Genomic DNA, 16,282 nt, shown 5'->3' with positions numbered 1-16,282 from the left:
TCGCCGACCGGGCGAGCCTACCTCGTACGGAGCATCCGCCGAATGTGCGAAGGTCTCCGCCCCCCTGCTCGCACCCCGTACGGGGCCAGGCACCGGACCGCCGGGTGAACGTCACCCGGCCCTGCGGTGAACCTTCGCCCTGGACCGCTTCTCCACGTACATCCGCTGGTCCGCCGAGGCCAGGACCTCTTCCACGCTCATCCCGCACTCCGCCCAGCCGATGCCGAAGCTCGCGCCGACCCGGACCGCCCTGCCGTCCACCCGGATGGGCGGGATGATCGCGTTCCGCAGGCGTACCGCCAGGTCGGCGGCGTCCGCCGCACCGAGTCCGTCCGCGAGCACGACGAATTCGTCACCCCCGAGACGGGCGACGGTGTCCCCGTCCCGCACACAGGTGCTGAGGCGGCGGGCCACCTCGATCAGCACCGCGTCGCCCGTGGTGTGGCCGAAACGGTCGTTGATCGACTTGAAGCCGTCGAGGTCGCAGAAGAGGACCGCGAGCCCCTTCGCGCCGTCGTCGCGCTCCGGGTCCGGCGCCGCCGTGTGGACATGGTGGTCGTAGGGGAGGCCCGCGAGCCCCGGATCGAGGTCGTACCCGTGGCCGCGGGCCTCCACGTCCCCGTACGCGGCGTCCAGCGCCTCGATCGGCGTGGCCGCGGTGGCGTGCGGGCGCTCGCAGAGCCGCTCACTGAGGCGGGACCGGAGCTCCGCGCTGTTGGGGAGCCCGGTGAGGGCGTCGTGCGAGGCGCGGTGCGCGAGGTTCAGCTCGTGCCGCTTGCGCTCCTCTATGTCCTCCACGTGCGTGAGGAGGAAGCGCGGCCCGTCCGTGGTGTCCGCCACCACCGAGTTGCGGAGCGAGACCCAGAGGTACGTACCGTCGCGCCGGCCGAGCCGCAGCTCGGCGCGCCCGCCCTCGGCGGACGTACGGAGCAGGGTGCCGATGTCCTCGGGGTGGACCAGATCGGCGAAGGAGTGGCGGCGCAGCACCGAGGCCGGGCGTCCGAGCAGTCGGCAGAGCGCGTCGTTGGTACGGAGCAGCCGCCCGTGCTGCTCGCCGCCCACCTCCGCGATGGCCATGCCGCTGGGGGCGTACTCGAAGGCCTGGCGGAAGGACTCCTCGCTGGCCCGCAGCGCCTGCTGCTCGCGTTCGAGACGGACCAGCGCGCGCTGCATGTTGGCGCGGAGCCGGGCGTTGCCTATCGCTATCGCGGCCTGTGAGGCGTACATCTGGAGCGCTTCGCGGCCCCAGGCGCCGGGGCGGCGGCCGTTGCCCGGGCGGTCCACGGAGAGCACTCCGAGGAGGTCCCGGCGGTCGCCGCGGCCCCGGCCGGTGCCGTTGGTGTTGGCGTACATCGGGGCGTAGAGGCGGTCCAGCGGGTGCCACTCGTCCGCGAAGCGGGGCTCGGGGCCTTCGGTGTGCCACTGCGGCACGTCGTCGTCGAGGAGGATCCAGCCCTCGGTGTGCGGAATGAACCGCAGGTCCTCCCAGGCCTCCCCCATGGACAGCCGGCGCTCCCAGGCGTCGCGGGAACCCGTACGACCGGTGATCAGCGCCTCCGCTGCGTTGTTGCCCGCGAAGGCGGCCACGACGAGCTCACCGTCCGCCTGGACGAGATTCACACAGCCCAGCTCGTAGCCGAGACCGGTGACGAGTCCGTCCGCCACGGTCTGCAGTGTGTCGGCAAGGCTGCGCGCCGAATTGAGATCAGCGACGGCCTGGTGCAGCTGCCGCATGGTCGCAAGACGGACGTAGGGCTCCGACTCGGCCTCCATTGCTCGCTCTCCCCGAGACCTCGACAGCAACTCCAGATGTCATATCGACGTACTTATCGCAGTGTCCTCGCCACTGAATCACAGTGAGCTGTGCGGCCGGTACACAGGGTCAACAAATATCGCTCTCTGTGAGCCATGTCACAACAGAACGTGAGAGCGCGTCAGGCTGTTCCCCATGGTGTCCCATCCACTCCGGCGCACCACCGGCGCACTCGCGCAGGGACAGGCGTGCACCGCCGTGGGGCCCGTGTTCGCCGCCCCGACGCACGACCGACGCGCGCCCCCTGCTCGCGAGGCGCGCACGCGGGCTCCGGACACGGCGCCACCGGTGGCGCCGATCCACACGCCATGCGCCTTCCTGGCCGGAGACCTAGGTCTCGACTGGTCCCCTGGCCCGATGCGGGTCCCCGTCGGGCGCGGTTAGCGTGCGAGTGTGCCGCAGACGAAGACCCTCACCCCGAGCCCCGACGCCGTCCCCCATGCTGAGGGGGTGAGCAACGACGAGTTCCGGGCCGCTCTCGCGCGGCTGGCCGCAGGCGTGGTGCTGGTCACCGCCGAGGAGCCGACCGACGACGAGGACGAGCGCGGCGAAGAGGCCGGGATGACCGCGACGGCGTTCCTGTCCGTCTCCCTCGACCCGCCGCTGGTCCTTGTGAGCCTGCGCAACGACTCCCGCATGGACGACCTGCTGGCCGAACAGCCGCTCTGGGCGGTCTCCGTCCTCGCGGCGGAGCAGCGGCAGATCGCGTCCCGGTTCTCGATGAAGGGCCGGATCAGCGACCGGCTGCTCTTCGCGGACGTCCCGCACGTGCGCGGCGAGGTCTCCGGGGCACCACTGGTGAACGGGGCGCTGGCCACCCTGGAATGCCGGACCGAGCAGCGGGTCCTGGCGGGCGACCACACCCTGGTGATCGGACGGGTGCTCACCGCGCACGTGCCGGCGGGGGCGGACGGCGGCGAGCCGCTGCTCTACTTCAAGGGGAACTACCGGACGCTGGGCCGAGGGGCCGGAGGGTCCGGGCGCCTTTGAGGGACCGGGGCCGCCCGGAGGCCGGGGCCACGCCGGGGACCGGGACCGCCCAGGGGCCGGGGAGCCCGGCCGAAGTCACCAGTCGCGGCCGGAGCGGCCCCGCTTGGTGTCGCCCCGCTGCTTCTTCTCCCGCAGCCGGCGTTCGTTGATGCCGCGCGGGATCTTGCGCTTCCGGCGGGGGGCGGGCGGCGGCGCCGTCGCCTCCGCGAGCAGCGCCGCGAGCCGCACGGCGGCCGTCTCGCGGTTGCGCCACTGGGAACGGTGCTCGGAGGCACGTACGGACACGACCCCGTCGGTCAGCCGGCCGGCCAGCCGCTCCAGCGCGCGCTCCTTCCAGACCTCGGGCAGCGCCTCGGTGGCGGCGAGGTCGAAGCGCAGCTCCACCTGGGTGTCGCTGGTGTTGACGTGCTGTCCCCCGGGCCCGGAGGACCGCGAGAAACGCCACATGAGCTCGGCCTCCGGCAGGGAGACCGCACCGCGGATGACATAGGGCCCGGACATGACACCCAGTCTCCCCGGCGTCCGGGCGGTCCGTCACCTTCTTTTGACGGGACCGGACCGCCGAGGGCCTGCGGAGCCCCCGCGCGATACCGAGGGGACGTACCGGGACGAAAGTTCGGCAAAGAAAGTAAAGGGACCTGGAACCTCGTGGCCTCCTCCTCGCGTTATGACGGGTGACGGTAGCTTTCGTGATGGCACGAAGCCCGCACATGACGAGGAAAGGGACTTCCCATGGCAGTAAGCCTGTCCAAGGGCGGCAACGTCTCGCTCACCAAGGAGGCACCGGGCCTGACCGCCGTCACGGTCGGCCTCGGCTGGGACGTCCGCACCACCACCGGCACCGACTTCGACCTCGACGCCTCGGCGATCGCGGTGAACCCGACGGGCAAGGTCGTCTCCGACGGCCACTTCGTCTTCTTCAACAACAAGTCGACGCCGGACCAGACCATCGTCCACACCGGTGACAACGTCACGGGCCAGGGCGAGGGCGACGACGAGCAGATCAACGTCAACCTGGCGGGCCTGCCGGCCGACGTGGACAAGATCGTCTTCCCGGTCTCCATCTACGACGCCGAGTCCCGCAGCCAGAACTTCGGCCAGGTGCGGAACGCCTTCATCCGCATCATCAACCAGGCCGGCGGCACCGAGATCGCCCGTTACGACCTCAGCGAGGACGCCGCCACCGAGACCGCCATGGTCTTCGGCGAGCTCTACCGCAACGGCGCCGAGTGGAAGTTCCGCGCGGTCGGCCAGGGTTACGCCTCGGGTCTGCGCGGCATCGCGCAGGACTTCGGCGTCAACCTCTGACGCGACCCGCGCCCACCCGCGCAGCAGTCACACCTCACTCAGGGCCTCCCCCGCGCACGCGGCGGAGGCCCTGAGTGGTTCGGGCCGGTGCCCGAGGGGGTCCGGAGCCGTCGCCTCGGCGTGATCAGGGCAGGTCGGGCTCCGCCGGGTCGGCCGGGCGCCCGTCGCCGTACAGCCAGACCGACCAGAGCCGCGACAGGTCCAGGCCCGTCGCCTTCTCCGCGTACGCCGTGAAGTCGGCCGTCGACGCGTTGCCGTGCCGGTGGGTTCTGGTCCAGCCCCTGAGCAGCGCGAAGAACTTCTCGTCGTCGTCCACCGCGAGCCGCAGCCGGTGCACGACCATCGCGCCGCGTCCGTACACCGGAGGCTGCGAGACGCCGGCGGCGGTCGGCGGCTCGGCGGGCGGGAAGGCCCAGTTCGCGTCGTCGGCGTACGCCGCCTCGAAGCTCTCCCGGGCCGGGGTGTCCTCGTGGTCCTCGCTCCAGAGCCACTCCGCGTACGTCGCGAGCCCCTCGTTGAGCCACATGTCCCGCCAGGTGGCCGGGGTGACGGAGTCGCCGAACCACTGGTGCGCCATCTCGTGGACGAGGAGCCCGGTGGTCGGCGGGCCGGGATAGTACGGCCGGTTCTGCGTCTCCAGGGCGTACTCGGAGTCCTCCGCCCGGTCCACGACGGCGCCCGCCGAACGGAACGGGTACGGCCCGAACCGCTCCGCCTCCCACGCCAGGATCCGCGGAATCCGGGCGAGTCCGGGCTCCGCCTCCGCCGCCACCTCGGGGTCCACCGCCGTGAAGACCGTGAGGCCGTCGTCGGTACGGGACTCCTTCGTGGCGAAACGGCCGATCGCGACGGTCGCGAGGTAACTCGCCATGGGTTCGGTGGTGCGCCAGGTGTACGTGGTGAGGGTGGGGTCGCCGGTGGCGCCCTCGGTGGTGCGGCGGGAGGCGAGTTCGCCGTTGGAGACGGCCGTCAGCCCCTCGGGGACGGTGACCGCGACGGTGTAGGTGGCCTTGTCGCTCGGGTGGTGGTTGCCGGGGAACCAGGCCGGCCCGCCCGCCGGTTCGCCGAGGGCGACGGCCCCGTCCGCCGTCCGCAGCCAGCCCTCGTGGGTGCCGTCCGCGTCCGTCAGGGTGCGGGGCGCGCCGGAGTAGCGCACGACGGTCTCGAAAGTACGGCCCTCGCGGAGGTGGTCGGCCACCTCCGTGTCGGGGCGCAGGACCAGCTCGCCGCCGGCCCGGTTCACGGAAGCGGGCCGCCCTTCGACGGTCGCCCCGGTGACGTCGAGCCCGACCAGGTCGAGGTGGAAGGCGCTCAGGTCCTGGGTGGCGCGGGCGGTGATCGTCGCCGTACCCGTCAGGTGCTCGGCCTTCCGGTCGACGGCGAGGCGGAGGTCGTAGTGGGTGACGTCGTAGCCGCCGTTGCCGAGCTTCGGGAAGTACGGATCGCGCACCCCGGCCGCGCCCGGCGTCCCGGCCACCCCGGCCCCCGCGTTCGTACAGGCCGAGGCGGTACAGCCGAGGACGGCGCAGGCGAGCAGCAGCGCACCGGCCCGGGCCGGGCGTCGGCGCACGGGGGTACGGCGAGGACCGGCGGGACCGCTCCGGCGAGCGGGGACGGGCGGATGCACGGCGCGATCCTATGTACCGGGTACGCGGCGCGCCCGCTCCCGCGCGAGGGGAGCGGGCGCGGGACGGGAACGGGAGCGGGCGCGGTGATCAACGGGTGAGGGCGGCGACTCCCGCGCGGGCGAACTTCTCGTCGAGGTCGCCGCTCGGGGCTCCGGCGACACCGACCGCCGCGACGGGAGCGCCCTTGACCTGGACCGGGGCGCCGCCCGCGAGGAAGAGGGTGCCGGGGATGTCCTTCAGCGTCGGGGCCTGGTCCAGGCGCTTCACCAGCTCGGAGGTGGGGGCGTTCCAGGAGACCGCCGTGTACGCCTTCTTCTCGGCGGACTCGGGGGACTGCGGCCCGGCGCCGTCGCCGCGCAGGCTGACGATCGTGTTGCCGTCCCGGTCGACGACCGCGACGGAGACGCGCTGGTTCTCCTTCCCCGCGGCGTCGAGCACGGCCTGCGCGGCCTTCGTGGCTGCGGCGACGGTGAGGTGGTTCGTCTGCTGGAGGTTCCGGTTCGCGGCGTCGGCCGAGACGGCGACGGGGGCGGACGAGGGGGCCGACGCGCTGGCGGAGACCGCGCCGAACGTGCCGGCGCCCAGGGCGGCGACGGCCACCGCACCGGTCAGGACCCGGGCCCGCAGCGAGAACCTGCGGGCGGCGGAGGCGGGGGACGAGGGGGCGGCGGGGGGAGTGACGTTCATGACGGGTTCCTCCGGGTTCGGTGCGGCGCCCGGCCGGTCGGCGGTGGCGCTCCGGTATCGATGCTCCGGCCGGAACACGGCCCGTACCGTCGTCGTACCGGCTCGGCCTCCGGCGCGGTCCCGTGGACCTTCCTGTCGGCCGATCGGTTGATGCGGGCCCCGCCCTGCCGGGTCACCATGGTGGAGGCATGGGCGCGTCCGCCCAGCTCACGGCAGACGCGGCGGAGCCCGCCGCACGGCCGGGAGCACCGACGACGACAAGCGTGAGGCGGGTACGAGGTGCGGCGGAGAACCGGCCCGGGGCGGGACGGACCGGCGGACGGTGCTCCGGCCGGACCCGGGTCGTCCGTGGCGCGCACGCCCGATCCGGACGCCCGGTGGCTGGCGCTCCTGCTGCACGCCGCGTTCTTCCTGCTGCTGGGCGCCTCGCTCACGCGGTTCCTGATGCGCCACCCCGGCGAGGCCCGCACCCCGTGGATCATCGGTCTGTCCGTCACTCTCGCCGTCGTCTACGCCCTCGGCCCGGTACTCGGCTCGCGGCCCACCCCGCGCCGGTTCACCTGGCTCGCGGGGCTCGTCACCGTCTGGATGGTGCTGGTCGTCCTCGCGCCGAGCTTCGCGTGGTGCGCCGTACCGCTCTTCTCCACCGGACTCCGCCTCCTCCCGCCCCGTGCCGCGCTCGTCCTGGTCGCCCTGCTCACGGCGTTCGTGGTGGCCGCCCAACTGCGGCTCGCCACCGGCTTCGACCCGAACCTCGTCCTGGCACCGCCCGCCGTCGCGGCCGTGGCGACCGCCGTTCTCGTCCACGTCCGCCGCCAGGCCGACCGCCAGCAGGAACTCGCCGTACGCCAGCGCGAACTCATCGAAGACCTGGTCCGGACGCGACGCGAGCTGGCCGCGACCGAGCGCCGCGAGGGCACCCTCGCCGAGCGCCAACGGCTCTCCATGGAGATCCACGACACCCTCGCGCAGGGCCTTTCCAGCCAGCAGATGCTGCTCCAGGCCGCCGACCGCACCTGGGACACGGAGCCGGGCACCGCCCGCGCCCATGTCCGTACGGCGGCGGGCATCGCCGCCCGCAACCTCGCCGAGGCCCGGCGCTTCGTCCACGACCTGGCACCGGCCGACCTCGCGGAGGGCGCGGGGCTGGAGGCCGCCCTCCGCGCCCTGGCCGCACGGGCCACCACGACGGGCGGGCCCGCCGTGCGCTGCCACGTGGAAGGCGCCGCGCGGTACCCGCTGCCGGACCGGGTCCAGTCGGCGCTGCTGCGCATCGCCCAGGGCGCGCTCGCCAACGTCGCCGAGCACGCGGGCGCCGCCACCGCCGCGCTCACCCTGACCCACCTGGACGACCGGGTCGTCCTCGACGTCGCGGACGACGGCCGCGGGTTCGTCACCGGCGCACCGGAGGCAGGGGCGGAGCACCGGGACGCTCCTGAGCGCCGGGGCCACGGGCTGCCCGCGATGCGTGCCCGGGTACGACAGCTCGGCGGGCGGCTCACCGTCGAGTCCGCCCCCGGCGAGGGCACCGTCCTCTCGGCGGAGATCCCGCTGCCGGACCCGGACCCGGACACGGACCCGGACACGGACCCGGAGGTACCCGGCACCTCCGCGGAGCCCGCCCGTCATGGGGAGCCCGCCCGTCATGGGGAGCCCGACACCCCCGAGGAGCCCGTATGACCCGCCGTACCGTACGCGTCCTGGTCTGCGACGATCACGCCGTCGTCCGCGCCGGACTGCTCGCCCTCCTCGGCAGCGAACCGGACCTCGACGTCGTGGCCGAGGCCGGCAGCGGCGAGGAGGCCGTCGTCCTGGCCGCCCGGCTGGCCCCCGACGTCGTCCTCATGGACCTCCAGCTCGGCCCGGGCATGGACGGCGTCGAAGCCACCCGCAGGATCACCGCCGGAACGGGAGGGAACAGCGCAGGGGGAAGCGGCGCGGAGCCCCATGTGCTCGTCCTCACGACGTACGACACCGACGCCGACATCACCCGGGCGATCGGCGCGGGCGCGACCGGCTATCTGCTGAAGGCCGAGCGCCCCGAGGAACTGTTCACCGCGATCCGGTCCGCCGCGCAGGGCCGCACCACGCTCTCCCCGCCCGTCGCGGACCGGGTGATGGCCCGGCTGCGTACCCCGCCACCCGCGCTCACCGACCGCGAGCGGGACATCCTCGGGCAGCTCGCCCGAGGGCTCGGCAACCGGGACATCGCCCGCACGCTCTTCATCAGCGAGGCGACGGTCAAGACCCACCTGGGGCGCATCTACGCCAAGCTGGGCGTGGAAACCCGCGCCGGAGCGGTCGCCAAGGCCAACGAGCAACGTCTGCTGCCCTGAACCGGGACATCCGGGCCATGGCTTCCGGCCAGGGCTCCCGGCCAGGGCTTACGGGCCAGCGCTTCCGAAGGCCAGGGCTTCCGGGCCAGGATAGGTGGTGCCGCAGGTCACCCGGGGTCTGAAGTCCGGCCGTCCCGCCGCCCGCTCCCGGCATGACACCATCGAACCGTGCTCGACATCGGCTACTCCCTCTCTCGTCGCTTCCCCGACCCCCCGCAGACCGACTACCGCCGCGCGGACGTCCACGCGCTGCGGCACGACCTGTTCTCCGGGGACGTGTACCTCGCGGACACCAAGGCGGACCGCGAAGTATCCACAGCCTGGGGATGGGTGCCGGTGCTCGACTTCGCGTGGGCGCTCTGCGACATCGTCGAGCAGCTCGACCAGGACCCGCGCGGCAACCGCTCCCACAAGGAGCAGTACGCCGAGCTGGACTTCACCGAGTCCAGCGACCGCATGCTCTTCGCACGCCGGTTCGGCTGGGTGAACGTCGAGGCCGACTGGATGCACGCCGACGAACCGCCGCTCACCTTCAGCCACTCACTGCTGCGCCGCGAAGCCCGCGACTTCCTCCAGGACCTGATCGCCGACCTCTCCGACATGCACGAGGGCCTCGCCGACAACCCGGTGATCTGGGACCTCCAGGCCCGCTTCCCCCGCCTCTGACCACGGGCCCAGGCCGCCGGCAGGACCACGGCTCGGGCAGGATCACGGCTCGACCCGGACCCCGATCTGTGCCGCGAACGCCGGGGCCAGTTCCATCAGCTGCACCGGGCTGATCACCGCGCCCGCCAGCCGTTCCACACCCCGCGCGATGTCCAGCTCGGCAGCGGGCCGCAGGTCCACCGACTCCATCGTGACGTTGCTGAAGTCGGCCCGGCGCAGCACGCAGTCGCGGAACTCGACCCGTACCAGCCGGGCGTCCGCGAAGTCCGGCTCCGAGAGCACGCACCCCTCGAAGACGACATCGGTGAGCCGGGCCCCGCGCAGGTTCAGGTAGTCGATCTTCCCGCCGCGCACCAGGACGCGTTCCAGCACCGCCCCGTGCATCTGCACCCCACCGAGGCGCGCGTCCACGATCTCGACGTCGCGCAGCGACGCCTCGGCGAGCTCGGTGGCCACACCCCGTACGCCGGTCAGCACCGAGTCGAGGAACCGGGCCCGCACCAGCTCCGTACGGTCCAGCGCACAGCCGTCCAGCGCACAGTCCATGAACCGGGCCCCGCGCCCCGACTGGTCGGCGAGGTCCACGGAGGAGAACCGCAGCCCGTCGTAGTCGCCGTCCGCCTCCAGCCCGGCGTCCTCGTACGGGGCGAGCGGCGGCAGCCGCACCTCCGGCCGCCGCGCCGCCGCGACCTCCTTCCGGCCGCCGACACCCTTGCCGGTGCCGCCCCTGCTGTTGCTGTTCCCGCTGGTGCTGTTCCTGCTGTTGCTGTTCCTGCCCGCGCTCGCTGCCATGGGCCCATCGTGGCGTACGGGACCGACAGTCCGGAGTCCCCCCTGGGCGCCGCCCCCGTCAGCCCGCCCGGCCGACCCGCATGGGCCGCATGGACCGATGAGTTCGACCAGCCGGTCGAGTCCCCCTACTGTGAGCGACGCCCGTTCGAGGAGGAACAGATGACCCAGCTTCTGCGCGTGCAGAACTTCACCGTGTCGAGCGACGGAATCGCCGCCGGCGAGGAACAAACCCTGGAGCGGCCCTTCGGCCACGTGGACCCTCAGAACCTCATGGCCTGGGCCGGGGCCACCGCAGGCTGGCCCAATCGCACCGACGGCAAGGGCAGCCGCGGCCTGGACGACTACTTCACACGCGACTTCTCCCACAACATCGGTGCCGAGATCATGGGCCGCCACAAGTTCGGCCCGCAGCGCGGCCCCTGGACGGACCATGAGTGGCAGGGCTGGTGGGGCGACGAACCCCCCTTCCACACACCGGTGTTCGTCCTCACCCACCACGAGCGCCCGTCCATCGAGCTCTCCGACACCACGTTCCACTTCGTCGACGCCGATCCGGCCACGGTTCTCGCCCAGGCCCGCGATGCCGCCCAGGGCAAGGACGTACGCCTCGGCGGCGGAGCCACCACCATCCGCGAGTTCCTCGACGCCGACCTCGTGGACACCCTGCACGTGGCGGTCGCCCCGGTGAAGTACGGCTCCGGAATCCGGCTCTGGGACTCCCCCGACGACCTGCGCGACCGCTTCCACCTGGACGTGGTCCCCAGCCCGAGTGGGGTGACCCACCACTTGTTCTGGCGAAAGTGACCGGCGGAGCGCAGAACTGACCTGGCGGGTGCGGGTGTTCGCGGGTTGAGTTGATGCTCGGTGGGCACGGGCGGAGGAGCACTCGCAGGCCGGCCCGACTTCGAGGCCGTCTCGGAACCATCCCCGCCCGCCCGGGGAGCAGGCCAGGCCCGCGTCCCTAACCGATCGACTCCGGCGAACCCAGCTTGGCCAGCGCCGCGTCCGTCAGCCGGTACACGGTCCACTCGTCCTGCGGGCGGGCGCCCAGAGACTCGTAGAAGCCGATGGACGGGGTGTTCCAGTTGAGCACCGACCACTCCAGGCGGCCGTAGCCCCGGTCCACGCACGTCCGGGCAAGTTCGGTCAGCAAGGCCTTGCCGTGGCCACCGCCTCGGCGCTCGGGGCGTACGTAGAGGTCTTCGAGGTAGATGCCGTGGACCCCGCGCCACGTCGAGAAGTTGAGGAACCAGAGCGCGAAGCCGACCGTCTCTCCGTCCTCGTCCGAGACGGCGATGTGGGCGTACGCGGCGGGCCGTTCGCCGAAGAGAGCCTCGCGCAACTGCTCCTCGGTGGCCTGCGCCTCGTCGAGTGCCTTCTCGTAGTCGGCCAGCTCACGGATCATGGCGTGGATGGCGGGGACGTCTGCTGCGGTGGCGGTGCGAATCATGGAGGCAGCGTAGACGCGGCGGCTGGGCAGGACCGATGCCCGGGGTGGCTGAGGGGTGGCACTGTCCCCGCACGCGCGGGGAGCACGGGAGTTCCGGCCCCTGGCTGTGTGAGTTCTGGGGACCATCCCCGCACGCGCGGGGAGCACGATGGCCGCCCAGTTCTCCGGGTGGCGGTCGGGGGACCATCCCCGCACGCGCGGGGAGCACCCGGCGGAGCTGGCGGACGCGATGGAGGCGCAGGGACCATCCCCGCACGCGCGGGGAGCACCCGGCGGAGCTGGCGGACGCGATGGAGGCGCAGGGACCATCCCCGCACGCGCGGGGAGCACTGCTATTGCGGGTCCAGAGCGCCATGCCGATGGGGACCATCCCCGCACGCGCGGGGAGCACCGCTCGTTCTCCGCTGTGAGGTTGGCGGGCACGGGACCATCCCCGCACGCGCGGGGAGCACGCGCCCCGCAACGACCTACCGGGGTGGATGACGGGACCATCCCCGCACGCGCGGGGAGCACGATCCGGGAGACCAGGAGCCACACCCGGGCGCCGGGACCATCCCCGCACGCGCGGGGAGCACCCGCAGAACAGCAGCAACGGCAAGGGCGCGAAGGGACCATCCCCGCACGCGCGGGGAGCACGAAGCCGCTGCGCTGCTCGGCCACTGCGCGGCGGGACCATCCCCGCACGCGCGGGGAGCACGCGACCCGCAGGGCCACCGTGCCCCGGGCGGCGGGACCATCCCCGCACGCGCGGGGAGCACTCTTCCTGACCTGCAAGTTCATCGCGCCCAAAGCCCGGAACCGACCAACTTCAACGACTCCGACATACCGGCCATTCCGCACATCCGCAATCCAGCGCATCCCCGCCCCCAGTCTCCCCCGACCACCCCCGCCAAGTCCGCCAAGTCCGCCAAGTCCGCGCACCTCCCGGCCACCACAGGCCCCGGAGTGAGCCAACCGCCGCCAACCCCCGCAACCGCAGCGGCCCCGCGCGCACCGGGGTGACCGAACGCTGACGCGTTGGTCACCCGGTGCGCGCGGGGCCGCCGGTGCCTTCACCTGCCGCGAGGGGCCTTCAACTGCCGCGAGCCGGCCGCTGAGCAGGCGTTCAACAACCGCTGGAGAGCCGCTGAGCAGCCGCTACCGCACGGTCACCTCCACCCCCGCACGTACGGACTGCTTCGGAAGGCTGACCGTGAGGATGCCCGTGGCGCTGTCCCAGTGGTACGCGTCGTGGGAGAGGCGCTTGCCGTGGGCGGTGACCTCGGTGGGGGCGTGGGTGGTGCCCAGGAGGGAGAGGGTCCAGTTGCGGTTCTTGACCTGGCCCTCGTAGGAGCCCTTGGCCGCGCCGATCTTCACGGTCCTGAGCACGCTCTTGCCGGAGCCCTTCCCCGAAGCCTTCTCCTTGTAGGTGACGGTCGTCGTGGCGCTCCGGGCCTTCGTCGTCGCGGTGGTGCCGTCGTCCTCGTACAGCTGGTACGAGCCGTTGGCGCCGGAGGCGATGGAGAGGGTGACGTCGGTCAGGGGGTTGCGGTCGTTGTCGGTGACGTTCTTGGTGCGGGTGGGCATGATGCCGCCGGACTTGACGAAGACGGGCATCGTGTCGAGGGTGGTGGCCACGTTCTGCGTGGTGCCGCCCTGGTACGTCTTGCCGGTGAACCAGTCGGTCCACTCGCTGCCCGACGGGAACCACACCGGGGTGGTGGTGCTCTCGCCGGGCGTGGTCACGGGGGCGACCAGGACGTCGGAGCCGTAGAAGTACTCGCTGTCGGCCGCCGCGTAGGCCGCCGGGTCCTCGGGGTACTCCAGGTAGGTCGGGCGCACGATCGGTACGCCGGTGCGGTTCGCTTCCTCGGCGAGGGAGTAGGTGTAAGGCACCAGGTTCTCGCGGAGGTTGAGGAAGGCGTCGGCCGACTTACGGGCCGCCGGGCCGTACTGCCAGGGCAGCCGGTCGCTGTGGTTGCTGTGCAGGCGGTCGACGGGCTGGAAGGTGCCGAGCTGGACCCAGCGGGCGTACAGGTCGTCGGGGAGCTTGTTGGTGCCCTTCTCCGAACCGGCGAGACCCGTCGTGTCGACGTGCCCGCCGATGTCGTGGGTGATGGAGGCCATGCCGGTCGCCGCGGACTCGCCCGGGGTGTAGCCGACCTCGAAGCGCAGCGTCCCCCAGGTGGAGAGGGTGTCACCGGTGAAGTGGAGGGTGGTGCGCTTGTCCGCCCACGGCCCGGTCGGCAGCGCCTGCTGGCCGCTGTAGCCGCCGGCCTGGAGCGAGCCGTAGGCGCGGGACATGACGAAGCCGCGGCCGATGGCCCGGGCGGAGTCGTCGGCGTAACTCTGGTTGATCCACGCGTCGGGGGTCACGCCCTGCAGCGAGGACTGCGAGGAGTCGCAGCACCAGTCGAGCCACCAGAAGTCGACGCCCTGCTCGTCCATGGTCCGGTGCAGGTCCATGTAGGCCTTGAGCTGGTCCGCGTCGCCGAAGTCGAAGGTGTAGCAGTCGCTTCCGCAGGCGCCCTTGGCGAGCTTCCCCTTGGCGGTGGCCTGCGCCTGGGCGAACTGGGGGTCGGAACCCTGGATGCTCGGGTGCGTGTTGAGCGTGTTGTGGAGGCCTTGGTCCTCCGACCAGTCGAAGAAGCCCTTGGCGTCCGGGAACTTGTTCTCGTCGATCTCCCAACCGCGCCAGGTGTCACCGGCCTTGAAGTCCGTGTCGGTCACCAGGACGTCGAGGGGGACGCCCTCCGCGCGGAACGCCGGCAGGATCGTGTCCTGGTAGTCGGCGGCCGTACGGTCGAAGTACTCCGAGTACCAGACCCCGTAGGCCCAGGCGGGCAGCAGGGCGGGCGGCCCGGTCAGGGTGGCGAGGTCCGCGAGGCCCTGCTTGTAGTCGTGGCCGTACCCGAAGACGTAACCGTCCTGGTAGGACGATCCGCCGTGCGCCGGACGGGGGCGGACCTTCTTCGACGTGAGGTCGTACAGGGCCGACGGGGAGTCGTCGAGGAGGTACCAGCCGTCCTGGCTGAGCAGGCCCGGCGTGGTGGTGACGGGGGCCGCGTTGTCGCCGTTCACGCCGTCCAGGCCGCGGCGGTAGCCGCCGAGTGCGAGGTGCGGCTGCGGTGCGGGCGACTTCGGGGAGGCCACCGAGAGGGTGTCCGCGTTGATGTGGCAGCTGCCGCCGTCGGGGCAGCCGAGGGCGATGTCGTTGGCGCCCGCCTTGAGGGCGACGGAGACGGAGGCGGTCTGCCAGTCGTCCCAGTCCTTGGTGGCGGGCAGTTCGAGGGTCGCGGTCGACGCGGTGGCCCCGGCCGAGGACCCGGCACTCGTCACGGTGGCGGTGCGGGCCCGGTGGAGGCCGTCGCCGCCCTGGCCGTTGGCGTACCGCACCCGGAGCGTGTAGACGCCGTCGGCGGGGACGCCGACGAGGTGGGTGGTGAGGCCGGACCCCTGGTTGAGCTCGGCGACGAAGCCGGTGCCCGCGTACCCCTGGTGGTCCAGGGCGCCGGTGGCCGAACCGGCCAGCCGGGCCGCCTCCGCCTCACAACTCGTCCCGTAGAGGCAGCTCTTGACGGCGGTGGTGTTGGCGGAAGGGTACGAGTCGTCGCCGGCGGCCAGCAGGGCGACGCTGTCGAGATTGACCGATCCCGAGTCCGTGGCGGTCCGGGTCAGTGCGACCGTGTGCTGCCCCTTGGCCAGGTTCAGTTGCGCGGTGGCCTTGGCCCAGGTGTCCCAGTCGGCGGTGGTGGGCAGTTCCACCTTCTGCGGGGCGCCGCCGTCCACGGAGAGCGAGAGGGTGCGGGTCTCCGCCTTGCCGTCGCCGCCCTGGGCGTTGGCGTAACGCAGAGCGAACCGGTAGGCACCGTCGGCGGTGACATCGATGTCAGTGGAGACCGAACTGCCGGTGGCCTCGAAGCCGGCGGCGAAGGCGGCTCCGGTGTGGCCGCTGTGGTCGGACGCCGTGCCGAGGCCCGCGAGCCGGAGACTCTCCGCCTCGCAGAGCGCGCCGAGCTCGCAGACGAGCCGCTGCCAGGGGGCGGCGGCGACGGGCTGCTTGCCCGCGTCGAGCTGGACGGAGAAGTTCTGGGAGTCGAACGCCCCGGAGCCGACCCGGTAGCGCAGGGTCATCGCGCTCGTCCGGACGGTCAGCCAGCCGTCCTTCGTCCGCGCGGTGTAGGCGGTCGGAGTGAATCCGTCCCGGCCGATCGCGTTGAAGGTCGGGTCGTCGGTGAACTTGCCGTCGCCCGCGTACTCGGTACGGACGAGGGTCGGCGAGAGGATCTCGAAGCGGGCACCCCCGGAGGTGACGGTGGGTATCCGGGCTCCGTGGCTCCCGCCCGCGGTGGCGGTACCCGCACCGGCGGTCAGGGTCGTCGAGGCGGCCACGGCCAGGGCGGCCACGGCGCCCACTCTCCGGCGCACACGTGGACTTCCGCCACGGCTCTTCGATGCGGCTTTCACATGCGACTCCGTTCTCCTGTAAGCCGGTCCACGGCTCGTCCCGGCCGCGCCGGCCACTTTTTCCCACGTTGCAAAATCGGCCGTCCGGCATGCAGGAGAACACGCCGTCTCGCGCGGTGTCCATAACGCTGCACCGTGGACACGAAGTTGGATGCCGTGGCGGGTG

The 16,282-nt window shown here is 72.4% G+C and carries 13 protein-coding genes and 1 CRISPR repeat array; of the genes, 6 read left to right on the top strand and 7 right to left on the bottom strand.

Annotation, left to right across the window (positions count from 1 at the left end):
• Positions 1–111: 111 nt before the first annotated feature.
• Positions 112–1,773, bottom strand: coding sequence for a diguanylate cyclase CdgB (gene cdgB, locus ACFZAX_RS06030; protein ID WP_390959535.1), 1,662 nt, complete (start codon positions 1,771–1,773; stop codon positions 112–114).
• Between the two features lie 490 nt (positions 1,774–2,263).
• On the opposite strand from cdgB, the gene ACFZAX_RS06025 reads away from it, so the two are divergent.
• Positions 2,264–2,803: a flavin reductase gene (locus ACFZAX_RS06025; protein ID WP_390960064.1), complete on the top strand. Its 540-nt coding sequence runs from the start codon at positions 2,264–2,266 to the stop codon at positions 2,801–2,803.
• A gap of 75 nt (positions 2,804–2,878) precedes the next feature.
• On the opposite strand, the gene arfB is transcribed toward ACFZAX_RS06025, so the two are convergent.
• Entirely contained in the window at positions 2,879–3,304 is a 426-nt protein-coding gene (gene arfB, locus ACFZAX_RS06020) for an alternative ribosome rescue aminoacyl-tRNA hydrolase ArfB (RefSeq protein ID WP_390959533.1), read from the bottom strand.
• A gap of 231 nt (positions 3,305–3,535) precedes the next feature.
• Between arfB and ACFZAX_RS06015 the strand changes: the two genes are divergently transcribed.
• Entirely contained in the window at positions 3,536–4,111 is a 576-nt protein-coding gene (locus tag ACFZAX_RS06015; protein WP_327176477.1) for a TerD family protein, read from the top strand.
• A gap of 124 nt (positions 4,112–4,235) precedes the next feature.
• Here ACFZAX_RS06015 and ACFZAX_RS06010 read toward each other — a convergent pair whose 3' ends face one another.
• Positions 4,236–5,681, bottom strand: a complete 1,446-nt coding sequence (locus tag ACFZAX_RS06010; protein ID WP_390959530.1) for a M1 family aminopeptidase — start codon at positions 5,679–5,681, stop codon at positions 4,236–4,238.
• Between the two features lie 145 nt (positions 5,682–5,826).
• On the bottom strand, positions 5,827–6,426 hold the full coding sequence (locus ACFZAX_RS06005) for a heme-binding protein (RefSeq protein WP_390959528.1): 600 nt from the start codon (positions 6,424–6,426) through the stop codon (positions 5,827–5,829).
• Between the two features lie 279 nt (positions 6,427–6,705).
• Between ACFZAX_RS06005 and ACFZAX_RS06000 the strand changes: the two genes are divergently transcribed.
• The 3 genes from ACFZAX_RS06000 to ACFZAX_RS05990 all read left to right on the top strand — a co-directional run bounded on the left by ACFZAX_RS06000 (position 6,706) and on the right by ACFZAX_RS05990 (position 9,428).
• Complete coding sequence (locus ACFZAX_RS06000) at positions 6,706–8,106, top strand: histidine kinase (RefSeq protein ID WP_390959526.1); 1,401 nt, start codon at positions 6,706–6,708, stop codon at positions 8,104–8,106.
• The gene (locus tag ACFZAX_RS05995) at positions 8,103–8,762 is read left to right on the top strand and encodes a response regulator (protein ID WP_390959524.1); all 660 of its coding nucleotides are present in this window, start codon (positions 8,103–8,105) and stop codon (positions 8,760–8,762) included. The genes ACFZAX_RS06000 and ACFZAX_RS05995 overlap by 4 nt, the downstream gene beginning before the upstream one ends.
• Positions 8,763–8,930: 168 nt before the next feature.
• Entirely contained in the window at positions 8,931–9,428 is a 498-nt protein-coding gene (locus tag ACFZAX_RS05990; protein ID WP_390959522.1) for a hypothetical protein, read from the top strand.
• Positions 9,429–9,470: 42 nt separating this feature from the next.
• Here ACFZAX_RS05990 and ACFZAX_RS05985 read toward each other — a convergent pair whose 3' ends face one another.
• Positions 9,471–10,220, bottom strand: coding sequence for a pentapeptide repeat-containing protein (locus ACFZAX_RS05985; RefSeq protein ID WP_390959520.1), 750 nt, complete (start codon positions 10,218–10,220; stop codon positions 9,471–9,473).
• Positions 10,221–10,379: 159 nt separating this feature from the next.
• Here ACFZAX_RS05985 and ACFZAX_RS05980 point away from each other — a divergent pair, with 159 nt between their 5' ends.
• A complete protein-coding gene (locus ACFZAX_RS05980; protein ID WP_390959518.1) occupies positions 10,380–11,024 on the top strand; it encodes a dihydrofolate reductase family protein in 645 nt (214 codons plus the stop codon).
• Positions 11,025–11,181: 157 nt separating this feature from the next.
• Here the strand turns inward: ACFZAX_RS05980 and ACFZAX_RS05975 are convergent, their stop codons facing one another.
• Together ACFZAX_RS05975 and ACFZAX_RS05970 are read right to left on the bottom strand one after the other, a co-directional pair.
• Entirely contained in the window at positions 11,182–11,670 is a 489-nt protein-coding gene (locus tag ACFZAX_RS05975) for a GNAT family N-acetyltransferase (protein ID WP_390959516.1), read from the bottom strand.
• A 57-nt stretch (positions 11,671–11,727) separates the two neighbouring features.
• Positions 11,728–12,428: direct repeats of the CRISPR family, unit length 29 nt; unit sequence GGGACCATCCCCGCACGCGCGGGGAGCAC.
• Positions 12,429–12,807: 379 nt separating this feature from the next.
• Positions 12,808–16,056: a TIM-barrel domain-containing protein gene (locus tag ACFZAX_RS05970; RefSeq protein WP_390959514.1), complete on the bottom strand. Its 3,249-nt coding sequence runs from the start codon at positions 16,054–16,056 to the stop codon at positions 12,808–12,810.
• Positions 16,057–16,282: the final 226 nt, after the last annotated feature.

It is taken from the genome of Streptomyces sp. NPDC008125 (assembly GCF_042957125.1).
Taxonomy (GTDB): domain Bacteria; phylum Actinomycetota; class Actinomycetes; order Streptomycetales; family Streptomycetaceae; genus Streptomyces.
The sequence above is the reverse complement of the archived record's forward strand: the minus strand, read 5'-3'. Positions and strand labels throughout refer to the sequence as shown.

Coding starts and splice junctions, on each gene's coding strand:
- cdgB (WP_390959535.1), bottom strand. CDS start 1,773: ATGGAGGCCGAGTCGGAGCCCTACGTCCGTCTTGCGACCATGCGGCAG.
- arfB (WP_390959533.1), bottom strand. CDS start 3,304: ATGTCCGGGCCCTATGTCATCCGCGGTGCGGTCTCCCTGCCGGAGGCC.
- ACFZAX_RS06015 (WP_327176477.1), top strand. CDS start 3,536: ATGGCAGTAAGCCTGTCCAAGGGCGGCAACGTCTCGCTCACCAAGGAG.
- ACFZAX_RS06005 (WP_390959528.1), bottom strand. CDS start 6,426: ATGAACGTCACTCCCCCCGCCGCCCCCTCGTCCCCCGCCTCCGCCGCC.
- ACFZAX_RS05995 (WP_390959524.1), top strand. CDS start 8,103: ATGACCCGCCGTACCGTACGCGTCCTGGTCTGCGACGATCACGCCGTC.
- ACFZAX_RS05985 (WP_390959520.1), bottom strand. CDS start 10,220: ATGGCAGCGAGCGCGGGCAGGAACAGCAACAGCAGGAACAGCACCAGC.
- ACFZAX_RS05980 (WP_390959518.1), top strand. CDS start 10,380: ATGACCCAGCTTCTGCGCGTGCAGAACTTCACCGTGTCGAGCGACGGA.
- ACFZAX_RS05975 (WP_390959516.1), bottom strand. CDS start 11,670: ATGATTCGCACCGCCACCGCAGCAGACGTCCCCGCCATCCACGCCATG.